The organism is Wylensekiella montiformis, from assembly GCF_009697385.1.
In the GTDB taxonomy this organism is placed as follows: Bacteria; Bacillota; Negativicutes; order Selenomonadales; family Selenomonadaceae; genus Selenomonas_A; species Selenomonas_A montiformis.
Genome location: NZ_VUNL01000010.1, coordinates 97908 through 116259 on the forward strand (window position 1 = coordinate 97908; position 18352 = coordinate 116259).

Sequence of the window (18352 nt, forward strand, 5' to 3'; positions counted from 1 at the left end):
TTGTCGGCAAGTAGGGTATAATGAACGTATTTGAATGAAAAACTCCATTCATGCGGAATTCGGGAAAAAGGCATGAATTGTGGGCATAGAAATGAGGAGAGGATTTTATGTCGCGGACTTTTACAATGGGGGATCTGAAACATCGTCTGCAAGAACGCCAGCATAAGATGACGCCACAGCGTCAGACGGTTCTTCAGGTCTTTCTGGATCACCCGGGGAAACACCTTTCAGCGGAAGATGTACACGGAATGCTCCGTGACAGCCATTCGGAGATTGGCTTGGCCACGGTATACCGCAGTCTCGAACTCCTGTCGGAGCTTGGCATCCTGCAAAAGATGGAATTCGGCGATGGATGCAGCCGTTACGAGGTGAATACAACCAATCCGTCCGAACATCATCATCATCATCTGATCTGTACAAAATGCGGCAGAGTGACGGAATTTGAGGATGATTTATTGGACGATCTTGAGGAGGATATTCGCCGAAAGATCGGGTTCAAGGTGGAGAATCATCAGGTTAAGTTCTATGGAATCTGCAAGGAGTGTCAACAGTCGGTTGAAGGTTAAGACATTTACGCTTAATTCCAAGCGGGAAATCATATCAAAGATCACCCGTGAGGTCCTGTGCCTTTTTAAGATCGAACTTGTCGGACGCCGCGGCGAGGCGGATTATGAGCAGCTTTCGGTGATCAATCGCCGTATTCCGCTGCCGGATTCAAAACAGAGAGTAACATCCGGAGCTGCGGTGCGCATGGAAACAACAGTGATGCTGTTTCATCATGACGGACGCTTTGACTCATGGCATCACACGGAGCAGGGAAAGGAAGATGAGCTGGAACGGGCAGCGGTAAACCGTACCATAAAGCTCAACTTATACCATATTTTCTGTCAGGAGCTAGGCTGCCCGGCGGCGCCATGGGGGGTCCTTCATGGTGTGCGTCCGACAAAAATCGTGCATCGATGGATTCGCGGCGGTTTGGACGAAAGGCAGATTGTGCAGCGGCTGATGCAGGATTATGCCTGCAGCAGGGAGAAGGCGGAGTTGATTACGCCTATGGCATTCCGTCAGATTCCCTTTCTTCGTACTTCCGGGGAGCGGACGATCAGTATTTATGTAGGCATACCGTTTTGTCTGACGCGTTGTCTGTATTGTTCCTTCCCTTCCAATCTTTTGCCGAAAACGGCGACATTGGATTCTTTCATGAAGGTTCTCCGACAGGATATTCAGGCAGCCAGATCGGCTGTAGAACGTTATCATTTTCAGGTGCAGAACATCTATATTGGCGGCGGCACACCAACGGCTCTTCCTGATTCTTATTTTGCGGATATGCTCCAGATGGTATATAATGCTTTTTATGGGCCTGAGGTGGAAGAATTTACGGTGGAAGCCGGCCGTCCGGACAGCATTACAACGGCAAAGATTGACGCCATGGTTCGTTTGCAGGTCAGCCGCGTCAGTGTAAATCCGCAGACCATGCAGCAGCGGACGCTGCATATTATCGGCCGTCGGCATACGCCGGAGGATGTCGTGCAAATGTATCATTCTTTGCGGCAGGCAGGCATCCGGCATATTAACATGGATTTGATTCTTGGACTGCCGGGGGAGAGCGTCAGCGATGTTCGGGATACGGTGGAAAAGGTTCTGGCCCTGCATCCCGATGACATTACGCTTCATGCGCTGGCCATCAAACGCGGTTCGAAGCTGAAGCATCTTATGGAAGATCAGCATGTAGATCTTCCGGATGATGAGGAGACGCGTCAAATGTCAGAGACAGCGATGGCGCTGCTCTTCCGCCGGGGATATCATCCGTATTATCTCTATCGTCAAGGTTACATGGCCGGCGATCTGGAGAATTTGGGCTGCTGCCTCCCCGGCGCAGAGGGTATGTATAACATTCAGATCATGGAAGAACATCAGACGATTTTGGGAATCGGCGGAGCTGCCGCAACGAAAGTGGTGGATTTTCGCCGAAAACGGATGAAGTCTGCGTTTCATGCAAAAGATCTGACCACTTATCTGCGAGATGCGGAGATTTATATTGAAAAACGCAGCAAGTTGATTGAAGAAGCTTACGGAGAACAGGAGGAAGCAACGAATGTTAACTAATGCTCCACGGGGGACAAAAGACATTCTGCCGGATACAGTGGGCGAATGGACTTATGTTGAACAGAAGATTCGTGATCTGTGCAGCCGTTATGGATATCGAGAGATTCGCACGCCGATGTTTGAGCATACGGAACTGTTTCACCGCGGCATCGGTGAAGGCACAGACGTGGTTGATAAGGAAATGTATACGTTCAAAGACCGCGGGGACAGAAGCATTACATTGCGGCCGGAAAATACAGCATCCGCCGTGCGTGCCTATCTGCAGAATAAACTCTATGGAGACAGCAGCCTGACGAAGCTCTTTTATATCGGCTCCATGTTCCGCTATGACCGTCCGCAGGCAGGGCGCATGCGGGAGTTTCATCAGTTTGGCATAGAGGCGCTGGGAGAAGAGAACCCGGCTGTTGATGCGGAAGTTATTTTGCTGGCAGTGGATTTTCTGCGCTCGCTGGGACTTAAAGATTTGGAACTTTCCCTGAACTCGGTTGGATGCCCTTCATGCCGTCCGGTTTATCGGAAGGCGCTTCAGGATTATTTCCGGGATAAACTGGATGATCTGTGTGATGACTGCAAAGACCGTTTTGATCGCAGTCCGTTGCGCATCCTTGACTGCAAGGTGGATGCGGATAAGCCGTTCATGAAGGATGCGCCGCGTATTACAGACTGCCTTTGCGATGCCTGTCAGGATCATTTTCATATGGTGCAGGAATACCTGTCGCATGCAGGAATTTCGTTTCAGCTGGATCCGCGCCTTGTTCGCGGGCTGGATTATTATACCAAAACGGCGTTTGAGATTAAATATGCGCCGCTTGGCGCCCAAAGTGCAGTGGCCGGCGGCGGCCGTTATGACGGGCTGATCGAAGAGATCGGGGGAAAACCGACTCCCGCCGTTGGTTTCGCGACAGGTCTGGAGCGCGTTCTGCTGGCTTTGGAGAAGCAGGGACTTCTGCCGGAGCAGGACCGGAAGACCGATGGGTTTGTGATTGCCCTTGGCGATGCTGCGCAGTTCCCTGCTTTCGGACTGCTGGAAAAATTGCGGCGGGCAGGGTTGAAAGTTGGCATGGATTATGCCGGCCGCAGCATGAAAGCCCAGATGAAGCAGGCGAATAAGGCAGGAGCTCGTTATGCGCTGATCATCGGTGAAGAGGAAGTCAAAGAATCTTGCGTGCAGCTCAAAAATATGGCAAACAGTGAGCAGCAGAAGGTTTCTTTTGATAATATTGTAGAAAAGCTATATGCTGAGGTGAAAGGTTAATGGAAACATTGCAAGGCATGAAGCGCGACCATCATTGTGGCGGGCTTCGAAAGGAAAACGTGGATCAGGAAGTCGTTCTGTGCGGCTGGGTTTCCCGTCGGCGTGATCACGGAGGACTGATTTTCGTCGATATGCGCGACCGCTCTGGATTTGTTCAGATCGTATTTGATGAAGCCGCGATGAATGAAGGTACATTCCACAAGGCAGAATCACTTCGCAATGAGTTTTGCATTGCTGTACGCGGTAAAGTCCGCGCGCGCAGTGAAGAAACCATCAATCCGAATATTGAAACGGGTGATATCGAGGTCGTCTGTACAGAACTGCGCATTTTGAATAAGGCGAAAACGCCGCCGTTCTATATTCAGGACGATGTGGATGTGGACGAAATGGTACGTCTTCGCTATCGTTATTTGGATTTGCGCCGGCCTGAAATGCAGAAGAACATCATGCTTCGCCATCGCGTGGCAAAGATCATGCGTGATTTCTTTGACCGCCATGGATTTTTGGAGATTGAGACGCCGATGCTTTGCAAAAGCACGCCGGAAGGCGCGCGGGACTTTTTGGTTCCAAGCCGTGTAAATCCGGGCGAGTTCTATGCGCTGCCGCAGTCTCCGCAGATCTTTAAGCAGCTTTTACAGGTTGCCGGATTTGAAAAATATTTCCAGATTGTTCGCTGTTTCCGCGATGAAGATCTTCGTGCGGATCGCCAGCCGGAATTTACTCAGCTGGATATTGAAATGTCGTTCATGGATCAGGACGATATCTTGACCATGATGGAAGAAATGGTCAAAGAGCTGTTCGAAAAAGCAATCGGCGCTGAAATTGCTACCCCGTTTGAACGAATGGATTGGGATACAGCGATGGATACGTATGGTTCGGATAAGCCGGATCTTCGTTTTGATATGCCGCTGATGGATATTTCCGAATACGTCAAGGGATCGGAATTCAAGGTGTTTAATTCTGTACTGGCCGGCGGCGGTATGGTTAAGTGCATTAAGGTGGACGGTTATGCAGATATTCCGCGCCGGCGTCTGGATGATCTGGTTAAATTCGTTCAGATTTATGGAGCGAAAGGGCTGGCATGGATTCAGTATACGGAAGACGGAATCAAGAGTCCGTTCAAGAAATTCTATAGCGATGAGACCTTCCAACAGATTGCAGAAGCGACGGGCGCCGCAACGGGAGATTTGTTGCTGGTGGTAGCGGATAAGCGCCTGATCGTCGATACAGCATTGGGGCAGCTTCGTCTGGAAATGGGCAAAGAACGCAATCTGATTGATCCGGATGCGCTGCGGTTCCTTTGGGTCGTAGATTTTCCGATGTACGAATGGAGCGAGGAAGAAAAACGCTTCAAGGCTATGCATCATCCGTTTACTGCGCCGCGTGATGAGGATATCCAGTATCTCAATACGGACAAGATGGGCGAGGTCAAGGCGAAAGCTTATGATATGGTTCTCAATGGCGTTGAAGTCGGAGGAGGTTCTCTGCGTATCTACAATGCAGAGCTTCAGGAGAAAGTCTTTGAGTCTTTGGGACTTACGCCGGAACAGGCTCATACGAAATTTGGCTTCATGATGGATGCGTTCCAGTATGGAACGCCGCCGCATGGCGGTCTGGCATTTGGCTTGGATCGTCTCGTCATGCTTATGGCGAAGCGCAGTTCGATTCGTGATGTCATCGCCTTCCCGAAGACACAGAGCGCCCGGGACGTGATGTCGAACGCGCCTTCTGAAGTGGACGCCAAACAGCTTCGCGAGTTGTCGATTCGCACTGCCGTTAAGAAAAAAGAAAACAGTCAGGAGCAGGGATAACCAGTTGCTCTGACAGAAGGGCGTCAGCCGTTGACGCTCTTCTTTTTTTGTAGTACACTTAAGCAATATGGTGCTATGAACAGGAGGGAACGTTGTGTCCAATAAGGTGAATATCCTGGGTGTTCGTGTGGACTCGGTCACGATGGATGAAGCTGTGTCTCGTGTCGAAGCATATATGGACCAGAGAGCTGGTGTAATGATCGCGACGGCGAATGCAGAAATGATCATGAGGGCGACGAAAGATGCGGAACTCATGCAGATCTTAAATGAAGCTGCACTGGTTGTTCCGGACGGAGCGGGGACCGTATGGGCGGCACATCATCTAGGTTATGCGATGCCAGAGCGTGTTGCGGGCTACGATATGGCGCAGCGCCTTATGGCTGATGCCCCGTCGCATCACCGCCGTATTTTCTTTTTCGGTTCGGCCCCGGGGGTGGCGGAGAAGGCAAAGATCAAGGCGGAGCATCTTTATCCGGGGATTGAGATCGTCGGCGTGCGAAATGGTTTTTTCTCCGCGCAGGATGAACCGGAAATTCTTGCACAAATTCGGGATGCCCGCCCGGATCTTCTGCTGGCAGCGCTGGGGGTGCCAAAACAGGAAAAGTGGCTTTACCGCCACCTCCAGGAACTGGGGGTTCCTGTCTCGATTGGTGTCGGCGGCACGCTCGATGTGATGGCCGGCGTCATGAAGCGAGCGCCTTACTGGATGCAAAAAGCCAGATTGGAATGGCTTTTTCGCGGCCTCCTGCAGCCCAAGCGGGCAGGGCGCTTAATGGCTCTGCCTAAGTTTGTCATGAAGGTGCATCGTTCACGAAGCTGAACGAGAATATCCTGTTCCATGGACAAAGCGGTAGTTATCGATTATAATTAGGATTGGTCAGTTTTTACTGACCCGTTTATCGTGTCATTCATGACAGGAAACATGAATAGCAGGAGGTGGGGAGTTGACTCCTATTATTTCCGAGGGTTATCCGTTTATATTTGGCTGTGCGGTGCTGACACTGCTTCTCGCTTGGTCAGCTCATCCTTATATTGCGGTAATCCCACTTGTGCTGATGTTTTATTTTTGTTATTTTTTCCGCAACCCAAACCGCCAGATTCAGCTGGATGATTCGGTGGTTCTGTCTCCCGCGGATGGAACGGTTACAGATATCATTCCTATGGATTCGGACGAATTTGTAAAAGAGCCCTGTACCAAAGTAATTATCTTTATGTCTGTGTTTAATGTGCATGTCAATCGCAGTCCGATACAGGGTAAGATCAAGCTGCAGAAATATTTTTGCGGACGTTTTCGTCCGGCGTATAAAGATACCGTGGGTTTTGAAAACGAACATCATTTGCTTGGTATTGAAAACGACAGGATTCGCATTAGTGTCAAGCAGATCGCCGGTATTCTGGCGCGCCGCATTGTTTCCTACGTTACATTGGACGATCAGCTGCAGCAGGGAGAACTCTATGGCATGATCAAGTTCGGGTCTTGTCTGGAGGTCGTGATGCCGCGCACCGTTGCCGTGACCGTGGAAAAGGGGCAGAAGGTGACTGGCGGGAAGACAATACTGGGGAGGATAAAAGACTGATGGATTATCGACGGTTTATTCCGAATTTGTGCACATCGATGAATCTGGTTTTCGGTGTGTGTTCGATTCTTTCGACGTTTTGCGGTGACCTGATATGGGGATCGGTGTTCATTCTTCTGGCGCTGGTGGCAGATGGCCTGGACGGCAGAACGGCGCGCTTTTTCGGCGTGGCAAGTGAGATGGGCAAAGAGATGGATTCTCTTTGCGATCTGGGTTCTTTCGGCATTGCTCCAGGGATACTTGCCTGGGCCTTTGTGCTGCATCATTACGGCGCGGTCGGCGCGGCAGTGGTGATATTCTTTGCCGTATGCGGGATGTGGCGTTTGGCTCGTTTTAATGTAAATGCTGACGTGGTGCATGGTTATTTTATGGGATTAGCGATTCCAGCGGGCGGAAACCTCGTTGCGATGTCTACTCTGCTGTTTTTATCGCTGCATATCGATCCGCTTTCCTTTGGCTGGGCTTATCCGGTATGTATGGCTGTTGTCGGTTATCTGATGGTCAGTCATGTGCATTATCCCAATTTTAAAGGGGACGGTGGAGAACCGGTATATGCTATTTCAAAGCTGTTTTCGCTTGTGTTTTTTGTGGGAATTCTCTGGTATGGTCATGCGGCGATTTTTCCGGCCGCAGCGGTCGCAGTTTTTGCTACCTATGCAGCTGCCGGGATCATCAATACAGTAATCGCCCGATTTGCAAAGGAAGGCTGATGATTTTTGTTTAATTATCCATTTGATATCATCATGGTCCCCATGCAGATCCTGATTTTTCTCTTTACGCTTTATTTTTTCGTCATTGGTTTTTGTGGAATGTGGCGCCGGAAAGAGACAAAGATCAAGACACCGAAAAAAACCTTTGCCTTGGTTGTGGCTGCGCATAATGAGCATGCGGTCATTGGCCAGCTGGTTCAAAACCTGCAGGGGCTGAATTATCCCAAGAATATGTATGATATCTATGTGATTGCCGATAACTGCTCCGATGATACAGCTCAAATCGCAGAAAAGGCAGGGGCTCTTGTTCATGTGCGTACACATCCGACTAAGAAGTCCAAGGGATATGCGCTGGACTGGATGTTCGCACGCCTGTTCAAAATGGACAAACAATACGATGCCATCTGTGTATTCGACGCAGACAATCTGGTTCATCCGCAGTTTCTGATGGAGATGAATAACCGGCTGTGCAAGGGGGATAAGGTTATTCAGGGATACATGGATGCGAAAAATCCATACGATACTTGGGTTTCGGGGACCTTTGCCATTGCGTTTTGGGTGATCTGCTATATCTCGCATTTGGCCAAGTCCAATATCGGTCTTTCCGCCTGCCTTGGCGGAACCGGGATGTGCTTTGATGCGGAGATTTTGAAAAAGCATGGATGGCAGGCTACTTGTCTGACTGAAGACATGGAGTTTACCATGAAATGTATGGCGGAAGGCATTAAAACGAGCTGGGCGCACGATGCGATCATTTATGACGAGAAGCCGTTGACCTTTCGTCAGTCCTGGAATCAGCGCCGACGCTGGGCACAGGGACAGTTTGATGTGGGAAACCGCTTTATTCCGAAAATGCTCAAGGCTGGATGGAAACATAAGGATATTCGCATGTGGGATGAGTGCATTTATCTGATGCAGCCGCATTTTTTGATGATCTCTACCTTCTTTATTATCATCAGTTATATTCAATTGGCTTTTCCACCGTTTTATACGAATATTTACAATTTTATGCCGTCGCAGCTTATGACTGCGATCATGCTGGGACAATATATTCTGCCTATGATTATTCTGATCAAGATTCGGGCGAAATGGAAATCCTGGCTTTATATGCTGCTCTATCCGGTATTCATTTATTCCTGGATTCCCATCATCTTCTTGGGATTCATCCACCGCAACGAGCATGAATGGAGTCATACCAAGCACACGCGGGCTATGAGTATGAATGATATTGTGGGCAATGTCAAAAATACGAAATCGATCGAGAAATAATATAAAGCCTCCCTCTATGAGGGAGGCTTTATACTGAGACAGGAGTGAGATATTGATGTATACATTGAAAGTAGAAGGTGCCTTCGAGGCGGCGCACCGCGTTGCGGGATACCCGGGGAAATGCGACCGCCTTCACGGACATAACTGGGTGGTGCAGGCGGTTATCCAGGGAACGGAACTGGATGAACTTGGCATGCTGGTGGATTTCAAACAGGCGAAACGGGCATTATCTGAGGTATTGGAACGTTTTGATCATCGCTTTCTCAACGAACTGCAGCCGTTTTCTGATGGGCTGAATCCGACGGCCGAAAATCTTTCCCGAGTGATTTTCGAGGAGTTAGCCGGGAACTCTGTTTTTGTACGTGACAGTTACTTGTCTGCCATTACCGTTTTTGAATCGCCAAAATCCAGTGTGACTTATACCAGAAATGAGCGGTGATGAAAACATGCAAAACAATTTGATTGAACTTTTTTCTTCGATTCAGGGCGAAGGAAAATATGTGGGCTGCCGTCAGATCTTTGTACGCCTTGAAGGATGCAACTTGGATTGCCAATACTGCGATACAGAAAACCAGCCGGGAACTCATGCGGCCGCACGAATTGAGACGAGGGCTGGGAGCCGCCGGTTTGAGGACTGGCCCAATCCGCTGTCTGCGGCTTTGGTGGCAGAAAAAATACGGGCCATGCTGAAAGAAATACCGCATCAGGCCGTAAGCTTTACCGGCGGAGAACCTCTCTTGCATGCGGCATTTATCCGGGAGATTGCGGAGCAAATCGATGCAAAAATCTTTTTGGAAACGAATGGGACATTATACCGTCCGCTGGCTGATATTCTTGATGTTCTTGATATCATCAGCATGGATATCAAATTGCCGAGCATCGTGAGCCGCCCCCAATGGGAAGCACACAGGGAATTTATTCGGCTGGCACGGGGAAAAGATCTTTATGTTAAACTGGTAGTAGCTGCTGAGACGGGGCCAGATGAATTTCATCAGGCGGTGAAACTGGTTGCCGAACTGGCTCCGGAGACGTGCTTCATTATTCAGCCGGTGACTCCGTCCGGGGGCTGTCAGGCCGCTGCTCCTGAACAGATTCTATGCGCTCAGGAGTATGCGCTGCGGTACCTGAACGACGTGCGGGTTATTCCGCAAACCCACAAAATGATCGGGCAGCTTTGATTGGATGAATGGCAGTCGTTTTGCCGCGGCCAACCTCTCTGACCAGATTGGTAAGAAACCGTTTCTTTTCGATCGATCAGAGAGGTTGTTTCGCTTATAAGCCGCTTTTTTGGGGGCCGGCGCATTTCATATAGTGGAAGTAGGTGTCCCTCATTTCTTTACGTGTTTTTGCTGCCGGCCAAAGCTGCCCGACGGCCCCCTGTCTCATAGCGGTGGCCAGATGATCGTAGACCGACGGATCTTTATGGCAAAGCTTGGCGATGAGTTCTTTGACGGTTTGCCGGCTGGTATATCCATCGTGCGGACAAGGGGAGGGTACCGGCCGGAATCCGTGATATTTCACGGCATCCCGGGTTTCCTCCTCGCGAAAATAGATGAGCGGGCGAATGACCGTGAGGCCGGTTCGGTCCAGATAGGTATTGGGGGTAAACGTGCTGAGCTGCCCGGAATACAGAAGCCCCATAACGAAAGTTTCAACCGCATCATCATTGTGATGTGCATAGGCAATCTTATTCATGCCGTGTTCCTTTGCGTACCGGTTGACTGCGCCGCGGCGGAAGAAGGCACAGGTGAAACAGGGACTTTTATCCTGCTGATCCGCGATGGCGCCGGCAATATCGACATCGATGACATCGTACGGGATATTCAGAGACTGCATAAATGTCCGGATGCGTTCCGTATCGAATGGTGCCGGCTGTCCCGTAGCTGTGTCGGTGAACATCGGATTGATGGTCAGCGCGTGCAGCTGAAAATCCTTATGCAGGCGCTCCCGCAGAACGGCCATGGCATAGGACAGAAAGATACTGTCTTTGCCGCCGGAAACGCCGATCAGGATGCGGTCGCCGTTTTTAATCATGTCAAATTCGACAACAGCGCGCAGTAATTTTGAAAAATAAAGTTGTGGAAGTCGTATATTCATGATAAACCTCTTTCTGGAACGATAAAAAAACCGTTTTCATTATAGCATAGCTATGAAACAGGGGAAAGGCAAAAGCTGGGAGCGTCAGGAAGCGCTGGACGAAAGCCTATATGTTGAAGTATAATAAAAAGTAATTATGTGAATACTGGGGCAGTCGCCCGTCAGAATATGAGGAGGAATTTTCTTACCATGAAGAGCACGAAACCCATTTACACGATTGGCCATCGCAATCCGGACACCGACTCGATCTGTTCGGCGATCGGCTATGCTCATTTGAAGCAGGCGATGGGACAAAATGTCGTCCCTGCGCGTGCAGGGAAAATCAATGCGGAAACAAAGTTTGCTTTGGAGCATTTCAAGGTAGAACAGCCGCTTCTTCTTACCGATCTGTATCCGCGGGTCAAGGATATCACGATGGATTGCAAGATCGTGGTCAAGCAGCATGATACGTTGCGTCATCTGGGCGAAGTCATGCGGGCACATGATCTGAAGTCTGTGCCGGTTACCGACAGTAAAGGTCTGCTCGTGGGTATCGTGACGGTTTCTGATCTTGCCAAGCGTTATTTTCAGGAGCTTGGTATGCAGAATTTGGCCGATATGCGTGTCCGCTACCGTGATATCATCGCGGCGACCGACAGCAAGGTGCTGGTATCCGGCGAAGAGGGCGAGTTTATTCGGGGCAATGTGCGCATTGCAGCCGGCAGTATCAATATGATCAAGAATGTGATCAATGAGGACGATATCGTTCTGGTCGGTGACCGGCACGATGAGACGATGATCGATATCGTGAATCAGGGGATTTCCTGCCTGATTATTACGGGAAGCGGCCGCGTTTCTGCCGATGTGATTGAAGCGGCGGAAAAACGGAACATTTTCGTGCTTTCGACCCCTTATGATACCTATACAGTGGCCCGTCTTATCAATCAGTGCGTTCCCATTCGCCGTATTATGCATGCAGATCCGGTGACGTTCAAGCCGCTGGATATGCTGTCTGATATCAAGGGAACCATGGAGGATACGAATTACCGGAATTATCCGGTTATCGAAAATGGACGTCTGGTGGGGGTCATCAGCCGTGATAACCTCATGGTTCCTGAACGGGAAAAGGTTATTCTGGTCGATCATAATGAGCGCGGTCAGGCGGTAGAGGGCATTGAGGAAGCCAAGGTGGTCGAGATCATCGATCATCACCGCCTTGGCGGGATTCAGACCAGCGAGCCGATTTATACTCATGCTGAGCCTGTTGGATGTACCGCGACGATTGTGGCAAACATGCACTGGCAGAATGATGTAGAGATTCCGGCATCCATTGCTGGACTGCTTCTTTCGGCAATTATTTCCGATACGGTTTTGTTCAAATCTCCGACTTGTACGGCTTACGACCGGAAAACAGCAGAGCGGCTGGCTGAAATTGCCGGTGTGGATATTCAGGCTTACGGCATGGAGATGCTGAAAGCGGGCTCCGGCATTGGCGACATGACTCCTGCGGAAATTGCGAAAAATGACTTGAAGGAATTCCAGATCGGCGATTATCGTATCATTGTCAGCCAGATTTCCGTCATGGATACAAAGGAAGTTCTTGATCTGGAACCGCAGCTGATTGATGCCATGACAAAGATCTGTGAAAAAGAAGGCTTCGATATGAGTCTTGTCATGGTCACGGACATTCTTGAGGAAGCTACGTATCTTCTTTATGCGGGTTCTCCGAAAACATTGATCGGCGAAGCATTTAAGAAAGATGCCAGTGGAACGCATGTGTATCTGCCGGGTGTCATGAGTCGCAAGAAGCAGATTATTCCGCCGCTTTCCGAGGCGGTCAAGCGTATTGCCCAATAAGAGATAAAGGCAGGATGGGGAGTGTTCAGGGATGCTGCTGCATGCTTTATGCGGACAGCATCCCCTTTCTTCTTATGGTCGGAAGAGTATCAGGAGGCCGATGTGAATATTTTTGAGGGATTGAATTCCGCACAGAAAAAGGCAGTAGAGCATATTGATGGACCCCTGCTGATTATGGCTGGGGCTGGTTCGGGCAAAACGAAGGTGCTGACCTGCAAGGTGGCCAACCTTTTGGCGCACGACGTAGCTCCGTGGAATATATTGGCCATTACATTTACCAACAAAGCTGCGACAGAGATGCGTGAGCGCGTGGACCGGATGATCGGAGAGCGCGCCAGGGATGTATGGCTCAGCACATTTCATTCGTTCTGCGCGCGCTTTCTGCGCCGGGAGATTGAAGAAACCGGCTTGTATAAACGGAATTTTGTCATTTATGACTCCAGTGACAGTCAGGTGGTTGTCAAGGAGTGTCTGAAAGAAATGAATCTGGATCCAAAACAGTATGCGCCGAATGCCATTCAGAACGCGATTTCTAATGCAAAAAATCAGATGATGGGGCCAAAGGCCATGGCGCGGGATGCCAGTCAGTTCTATCAGCAGAAAGTGGCGGAAATTTACCAGCTTTATACACAAAAACTGCGGGCAAACAATGCCCTGGATTTTGATGATCTTTTGATGATTTCTGTACTCCTGCTGGAGCAGAACAAGGAGATCCTTGAAAAATATCAGCAGCGCTTCCGCTACATCCTTGTCGATGAGTATCAGGATACGAACGGTGCGCAGTATCAGCTGACCAGGCTGTTGGCCGCAGGCCATCATAATCTCTGCGTTGTCGGTGATGCCGATCAGTCTATTTATGGATGGCGCGGAGCGGATATGCGCAACATCATGGACTTTGAAAAGGATTATCCGGAAGCAAAGACCATAAAACTGGAACAGAATTACCGCTCAACAAAAAATATCCTAGCAGCAGCCAATGCTGTGATCGAACATAATATTCACCGGAAAAAGAAAGCGCTGTGGACGGAAAATGTATCCGGAGAGAAGCTTACCTGCTATGAAGCGGGTGATGAGCGTGATGAGGCGCGGTTCGTCGCGGAGATGATCGAGAAGCAGCGCAGCCTTTTTCATGCGGCGTACGGTGACATGGCGATTCTGTACCGGACCAATGCGCAATCTCGTGTCATTGAGGAAATGTTTATGCGGTCAGGTATACCGTACAGTATGGTCGGTGGGCTGAAATTCTATGACCGCAAAGAAATTAAGGATATCCTTGCTTATCTTCGTGTGATTTACAATCCAATGGATACGGTCAGCCTGATGCGGATTATCAATGTTCCTAAGCGGGGAATCGGCGCGTCTTCGCTGAACAGGCTTACAGCCTATGCGGACGAAAATGGCTTATCCCTTTTTGACGTCATTTCGAATCCGGAAGCATTGGATGATATACCGGGACTTACAGCTCGAACAAAGAATCCGCTGGAACGTTTTTCTGCTTTTTTATTCCGTTTTATGGGCAGTCAGGCAGAGATGAAGCTGGATGATTTGATTGAAAACGTATTAGATGAGTCCGGTTACATGGATGAATTGAAGGCAGACAGCAAGCCGGAAAACGAGTCTCGTATTGAAAATCTGCGCGAGTTTATCGGCGTAGCCCGGGATTTTGAAAAAAGTGAGGAATCTTCCGATTTGGAAACCTTTCTGTCACAATTATCGCTGGTTTCGGATATCGATAATGCGGAGATGGATGAAGATCGTGTCACCCTTATGACGCTGCATTCCGCAAAAGGATTGGAATTTCCTGTTGTATTCATGATCGGAATGGAAGAGGGGCTGTTCCCTCATTCCCGTACGCTGATGAATGAAGAGGAAATTGAAGAGGAAAGGCGTACCTGTTATGTGGGTATTACGCGTGCACAGCGAAAATTGTATCTGACGAATGCCCGCCAGCGTACGATTTATGGGCGGACGAATGCGTTCCCTCCATCCCGGTTCCTGCGGGAGATCCCGGAGGAATATATCGAACGACTGATGATGGGCGTGTCTTTCAGGGGGAACGATGTGGGAAGAATGGGATCTTCTTCCTACGGGGCAGATGCATTCCGCCCCGCCCCTCAGCAGATGGGAACCGGCGGCGTGCGCTTTACCGGCAGGCCGCAGTCTGCATTGGAAGCGATGGAAGCGCTGCGCCGGCAAAATGCAGTGGAACGACAGGGTTCCGCGGTCATTCGGCCGGATACGAGTATCCGGTGGAAAGCCGGCGACAAAGCCCGCCATGCGAAATGGGGAGTCGGAACCGTGGTTTCTGTCAAAGGAACAGGGGAAGAAGTCGAACTTAAAATTGCTTTTCCGGGTCAGGGTGTCAGAGGGCTGATGCAGAAGTATGCGCCGATTACAAAAGTGTAATGCGCGGAATCGTCTTAGTAGGAGGAAAGGAAATTGCCAGAAAAGGATATCCGTTCCATCAAGAAGGAATTAACGACGCTCCGCAAGGAGATTCGGTATCATAATAATCGTTACTATAACGAAGATAGTCCGGAGATATCCGACTATGCTTACGATCAGCTTATGCGCCGCCTAAAAAAACTGGAGGAAGCGTATCCGGAGCTGATTACCAAAAATTCACCGACGCAGATGGTCGGAGGAAAGGCATTGCGGACAGCAGGTGTCCTCGTTCGTCATGACGTACCGATGCTTTCTCTTCAGGATGTATTTTCCCGGGAGGAAATATTTGAATTTATCGAGAGCTTGCAGGAACAGCTCGACGATCCGGAATTTGTGGTCGAGGAGAAAATTGACGGTCTGTCGATGGCTCTTCGCTATCAGGACGGCGTGCTTGTGCGGGCTGTGACTCGCGGCGACGGGATCCTGCAGGGAGAGGATGTCACGGAGAATGCACGCGTTATTCGGGATGTTCGGCAGCAGCTTAAAGAAAAGCTGCCTTATTTTGAAATACGCGGCGAGGTCTACATGGAAAAGGAGGCGTTTGAAGCTGTCAATGCAAGGCAGGAGCGTTTGGGGCTTAAACCGTTTGCCAATCCGCGCAACTGTGCGGCAGGTACCCTGCGGCAGCTGGACAGCCGCATTACGAAAGAACGGAATCTCTCCTTGTTCATTTTTAACCTGCAGGCGGTGACCGGGCGTTCTTTCAAAACGCATACGGAAGCCTACCGATTTATGGAACAGCAGGGAATCAAGGTCATCCATAATTATCAAGTATGTCGGACGGCTCAGGAGGTCTGGGATGCCATCCAGTCTATCGGTGAGAACCGCGGCGATCTTCCCTACGATATCGATGGTGCTGTGGTCAAACTGAACAATCTGGCAGATCGTGAAAAGCTCGGGGAAACATCCAAAGTGCCGCGCTGGGCGATTGCCTATAAATATCCGCCTGAGGAACGGGAAACCGTGATCCGCTCCATCGAGCTTTCCGTCGGCCGTACCGGCCGCATTACGCCGACGGCCGTTTTTGATCCGGTGCGCTTATGCGGGACGAAGGTCGAACGGGCAACCTTGCATAATCAGGACTTTATCGATAAATTGGACGTGCGTATCGGCGATACGGTTATGGTGTATAAATCCGGAGAAATCATTCCGAAAATCCGCTCTGTGGTCAAGGCACGCCGGCCGGAAGGAACGGTCCCGTTTCGAATTGGCCATACTTGTCCCGTCTGCGGCGGAAAGACCGTGCGTGAAGAGGCTACGGCAGATATAAAATGCTGCAATCCGAATTGTCCAGCCCAGCTGGAAAATCATATTCTGAACTTTGTCAGCCGCAATGCTATGAACATCAAGGGAATTGGTGAATCGGCAGTTCGTGGTTTGATCGAGGGAGGGTATGTTCATACCGTAGCCGATCTTTATCATCTGTCTGAACATCGCAGCGAACTTCTTGCAGAGGGAGTTATCGGAAGAGAAAAAAATACGGATAAGGTCCTTCTGGCTGTGGAGAATAGTAAAAAAAATGAACCGCATCAGCTGCTGACTGGTCTGGGGATCCCGGGTATCGGCCGGGCGGCGGCGCGTGAGCTGATGCTGCATTTTCGGTCTCTGGATCGTTTGATGGACGCGGATGAAGCGGCGATTCTTGAGGTTCGTGATATTGGAGAAATCAGTGCCAGAACCATTGCTTCTTATTTTTCGGATCCGGTGAACCGGCGCATTATAGAAGATTTCCGTTCCTGCGGGGTCAACATGGTTCTTACGCATAACGCTGCATCCGGCGGACAATTGGAAGGGCTGACGTTTGTTATCACAGGGACGCTTCCGGGAATGAGCCGAAAGGAGTGCGCGGAGTGGATTGAAGCGCACGGCGGCCGTGTCCTGTCATCGGTTTCGAAAAAAACCAGTTATCTGGTCGCCGGCGAATCTGCCGGAAGCAAATTGTCGAAAGCACAGGAACTGGGAATCCCCGTTTTATCCGAAGAAGATCTTTTGCATCTGGGGAAGGAGCGTTAACCAATCTTACAGAAAAACATGGCATTCTCCGTTATACTAAAACCGAGGAGATGGTTTTATGCAGCATATTTTTCTGCTCAGCGCCTATGAAATTACAGCGGCAGCGTTTTTTCAGAAATTGAAACAAGAACGGACAGACCTTGTTCTCGATATCCGACTGAACAATACGTCACAGCTCTGTGGTTTTACCAAAGAAAAAGATTTATCTTTTTTTGTTTCGCAGCTCACCGGCGCGGCGTATATTCATGATCTGGATTTTGCGCCGACCAAACAACTTCTTGACGGATATATCAAAGAACATCTGCCCTGGAATGAATACGCGACGGCTTATCTGAAACTGTTGAATCAGCGCCATGGCGAAAGGTTATGGGAGGAACGTTATAAAAAGTATGGCTCAGTCTGTCTTTTGGGAACCGAGACGAAAAAGCGGCGTTCTCATAATGAAGTTCTGCTGGATGTGCTTCAAAATGGATTTTAGGAAGATTTTTCGTATCGGATGGAAAAGAAGAAGGATTTATCCCGAAGACAACGAATAAAAACATAGCATCATTTTCAGAGGAGGAAATCGTTATGAAAAAAGCATTCTTTTTGGCTATTGCGTTGGGTTTGGGGATTTTTCCCGTGTGCAGTGTATTTCCTGCAGGACAGAATGACGGCTTTGTCCGGGTGGCCTGTGCCGCAGAGGCAGAACAGAACTTCGTAGGGAATTGGTACGATCAAAGCGGCAATCTGGTCATCAGTATCCGCCCTGGGGTAATCAATAGCTGCCGTATTGTACGTGCCTATGATGTTACGGGCGGTAATCCGGGATCCGGTCATTTTGTCATCCTTGAAGCGGCTGGAGAGCGTGATCTCTTTATTGAATGGGAAGGCGGATATTGGCAGAACAATCAATATGTTGAGCCGCATATCATGGTCAATCACGGGGATCGGCTGAGCCGTAAATAATCCGTTGGAAAGAAAAATTGCTTTACACGGATATGTAGGTTTGTCAATGATGTGAGACCGATAAAAGTTATCAATTATGAGGCGTTTCCATAGATGTAATCCATAATATCGCCTTGGATTTTTGGGGCTTTTCTCGGTTGAAATACAAGGGATAATGTTTTTTGCCGCTCTTTCGGGGAATCCCACCCAAGGACCTTTGAGGGAATGTCGTTCGAGCGTGTCAGATAACGGCGTATCTGCAGGTTCAGATCCTCCAATGAGTAGAAGTGCAGATGATTGTAGAAA

General features: G+C 49.6%; 16 protein-coding genes and 1 pseudogene. 15 read left to right on the forward strand and 2 right to left on the reverse strand.

Features of this window, described 5'->3' with window-relative positions; translation table 11 throughout:
* The first annotated feature begins 107 nt into the window (after positions 1 to 107).
* The 10 genes from FYJ78_RS09605 to FYJ78_RS09650 all read left to right on the forward strand — a co-directional run bounded on the left by FYJ78_RS09605 (position 108) and on the right by FYJ78_RS09650 (position 9906).
* Positions 108 to 566, forward strand: a complete 459-nt coding sequence (locus tag FYJ78_RS09605) for a Fur family transcriptional regulator (RefSeq protein ID WP_154621172.1) — start codon at positions 108 to 110, stop codon at positions 564 to 566.
* The gene (gene hemZ / locus FYJ78_RS09610; protein ID WP_154621173.1) at positions 556 to 2106 is read left to right on the forward strand and encodes a coproporphyrinogen dehydrogenase HemZ; all 1551 of its coding nucleotides are present in this window, start codon (positions 556 to 558) and stop codon (positions 2104 to 2106) included. Before FYJ78_RS09605 ends, hemZ begins: the two co-directional genes overlap by 11 nt.
* Positions 2096 to 3361, forward strand: a complete 1266-nt coding sequence (gene hisS / locus FYJ78_RS09615; RefSeq protein WP_154621174.1) for a histidine--tRNA ligase — start codon at positions 2096 to 2098, stop codon at positions 3359 to 3361. The genes hemZ and hisS overlap by 11 nt, the downstream gene beginning before the upstream one ends.
* Entirely contained in the window at positions 3361 to 5172 is a 1812-nt protein-coding gene (gene aspS, locus FYJ78_RS09620) for an aspartate--tRNA ligase (RefSeq protein WP_154621175.1), read from the forward strand. The genes hisS and aspS overlap by 1 nt, the downstream gene beginning before the upstream one ends.
* 94 nt (positions 5173 to 5266) lie before the next feature.
* Entirely contained in the window at positions 5267 to 5992 is a 726-nt protein-coding gene (locus FYJ78_RS09625; RefSeq protein ID WP_328597697.1) for a WecB/TagA/CpsF family glycosyltransferase, read from the forward strand.
* A gap of 124 nt (positions 5993 to 6116) precedes the next feature.
* Positions 6117 to 6749, forward strand: a complete 633-nt coding sequence (locus FYJ78_RS09630; RefSeq protein WP_154621176.1) for a phosphatidylserine decarboxylase family protein — start codon at positions 6117 to 6119, stop codon at positions 6747 to 6749.
* Positions 6749 to 7459 carry a CDP-diacylglycerol--serine O-phosphatidyltransferase gene (gene pssA, locus FYJ78_RS09635; RefSeq protein ID WP_154621177.1) on the forward strand — a complete coding sequence of 237 codons (711 nt, stop codon included), beginning with the start codon at positions 6749 to 6751 and terminating at the stop codon, positions 7457 to 7459. The genes FYJ78_RS09630 and pssA overlap by 1 nt, the downstream gene beginning before the upstream one ends.
* A gap of 33 nt (positions 7460 to 7492) precedes the next feature.
* Entirely contained in the window at positions 7493 to 8728 is a 1236-nt protein-coding gene (locus FYJ78_RS09640) for a glycosyltransferase family 2 protein (protein ID WP_154621194.1), read from the forward strand.
* 55 nt (positions 8729 to 8783) lie between these two features.
* Positions 8784 to 9167 carry a 6-carboxytetrahydropterin synthase QueD gene (gene queD / locus FYJ78_RS09645; RefSeq protein ID WP_154621178.1) on the forward strand — a complete coding sequence of 128 codons (384 nt, stop codon included), beginning with the start codon at positions 8784 to 8786 and terminating at the stop codon, positions 9165 to 9167.
* A 7-nt stretch (positions 9168 to 9174) separates the two neighbouring features.
* Positions 9175 to 9906 (forward strand): 7-carboxy-7-deazaguanine synthase QueE, encoded by a 732-nt coding sequence (locus FYJ78_RS09650; protein WP_154621179.1) that lies wholly within the window; start codon positions 9175 to 9177, stop codon positions 9904 to 9906.
* A gap of 94 nt (positions 9907 to 10000) precedes the next feature.
* Here the strand turns inward: FYJ78_RS09650 and FYJ78_RS09655 are convergent, their stop codons facing one another.
* Complete coding sequence (locus tag FYJ78_RS09655) at positions 10001 to 10825, reverse strand: tRNA 2-thiocytidine biosynthesis TtcA family protein (RefSeq protein ID WP_154621180.1); 825 nt, start codon at positions 10823 to 10825, stop codon at positions 10001 to 10003.
* Positions 10826 to 11014: 189 nt separating this feature from the next.
* Here FYJ78_RS09655 and FYJ78_RS09660 point away from each other — a divergent pair, with 189 nt between their 5' ends.
* The 5 genes from FYJ78_RS09660 to FYJ78_RS09680 all read left to right on the forward strand — a co-directional run bounded on the left by FYJ78_RS09660 (position 11015) and on the right by FYJ78_RS09680 (position 18067).
* On the forward strand, positions 11015 to 12661 hold the full coding sequence (locus tag FYJ78_RS09660; protein ID WP_154621181.1) for a putative manganese-dependent inorganic diphosphatase: 1647 nt from the start codon (positions 11015 to 11017) through the stop codon (positions 12659 to 12661).
* A 102-nt stretch (positions 12662 to 12763) separates the two neighbouring features.
* Complete coding sequence (gene pcrA, locus FYJ78_RS09665; RefSeq protein WP_328597698.1) at positions 12764 to 15067, forward strand: DNA helicase PcrA; 2304 nt, start codon at positions 12764 to 12766, stop codon at positions 15065 to 15067.
* A 33-nt stretch (positions 15068 to 15100) separates the two neighbouring features.
* Entirely contained in the window at positions 15101 to 17119 is a 2019-nt protein-coding gene (gene ligA, locus FYJ78_RS09670; RefSeq protein ID WP_154621183.1) for an NAD-dependent DNA ligase LigA, read from the forward strand.
* 58 nt (positions 17120 to 17177) lie between these two features.
* Entirely contained in the window at positions 17178 to 17597 is a 420-nt protein-coding gene (locus FYJ78_RS09675) for a DUF488 domain-containing protein (RefSeq protein ID WP_154621184.1), read from the forward strand.
* A 92-nt stretch (positions 17598 to 17689) separates the two neighbouring features.
* A complete protein-coding gene (locus FYJ78_RS09680; RefSeq protein ID WP_154621185.1) occupies positions 17690 to 18067 on the forward strand; it encodes a hypothetical protein in 378 nt (125 codons plus the stop codon).
* 74 nt (positions 18068 to 18141) lie between these two features.
* Here the strand turns inward: FYJ78_RS09680 and FYJ78_RS12830 are convergent.
* Positions 18142 to 18352: pseudogene (locus FYJ78_RS12830) on the reverse strand (hypothetical protein); the annotation flags it as partial.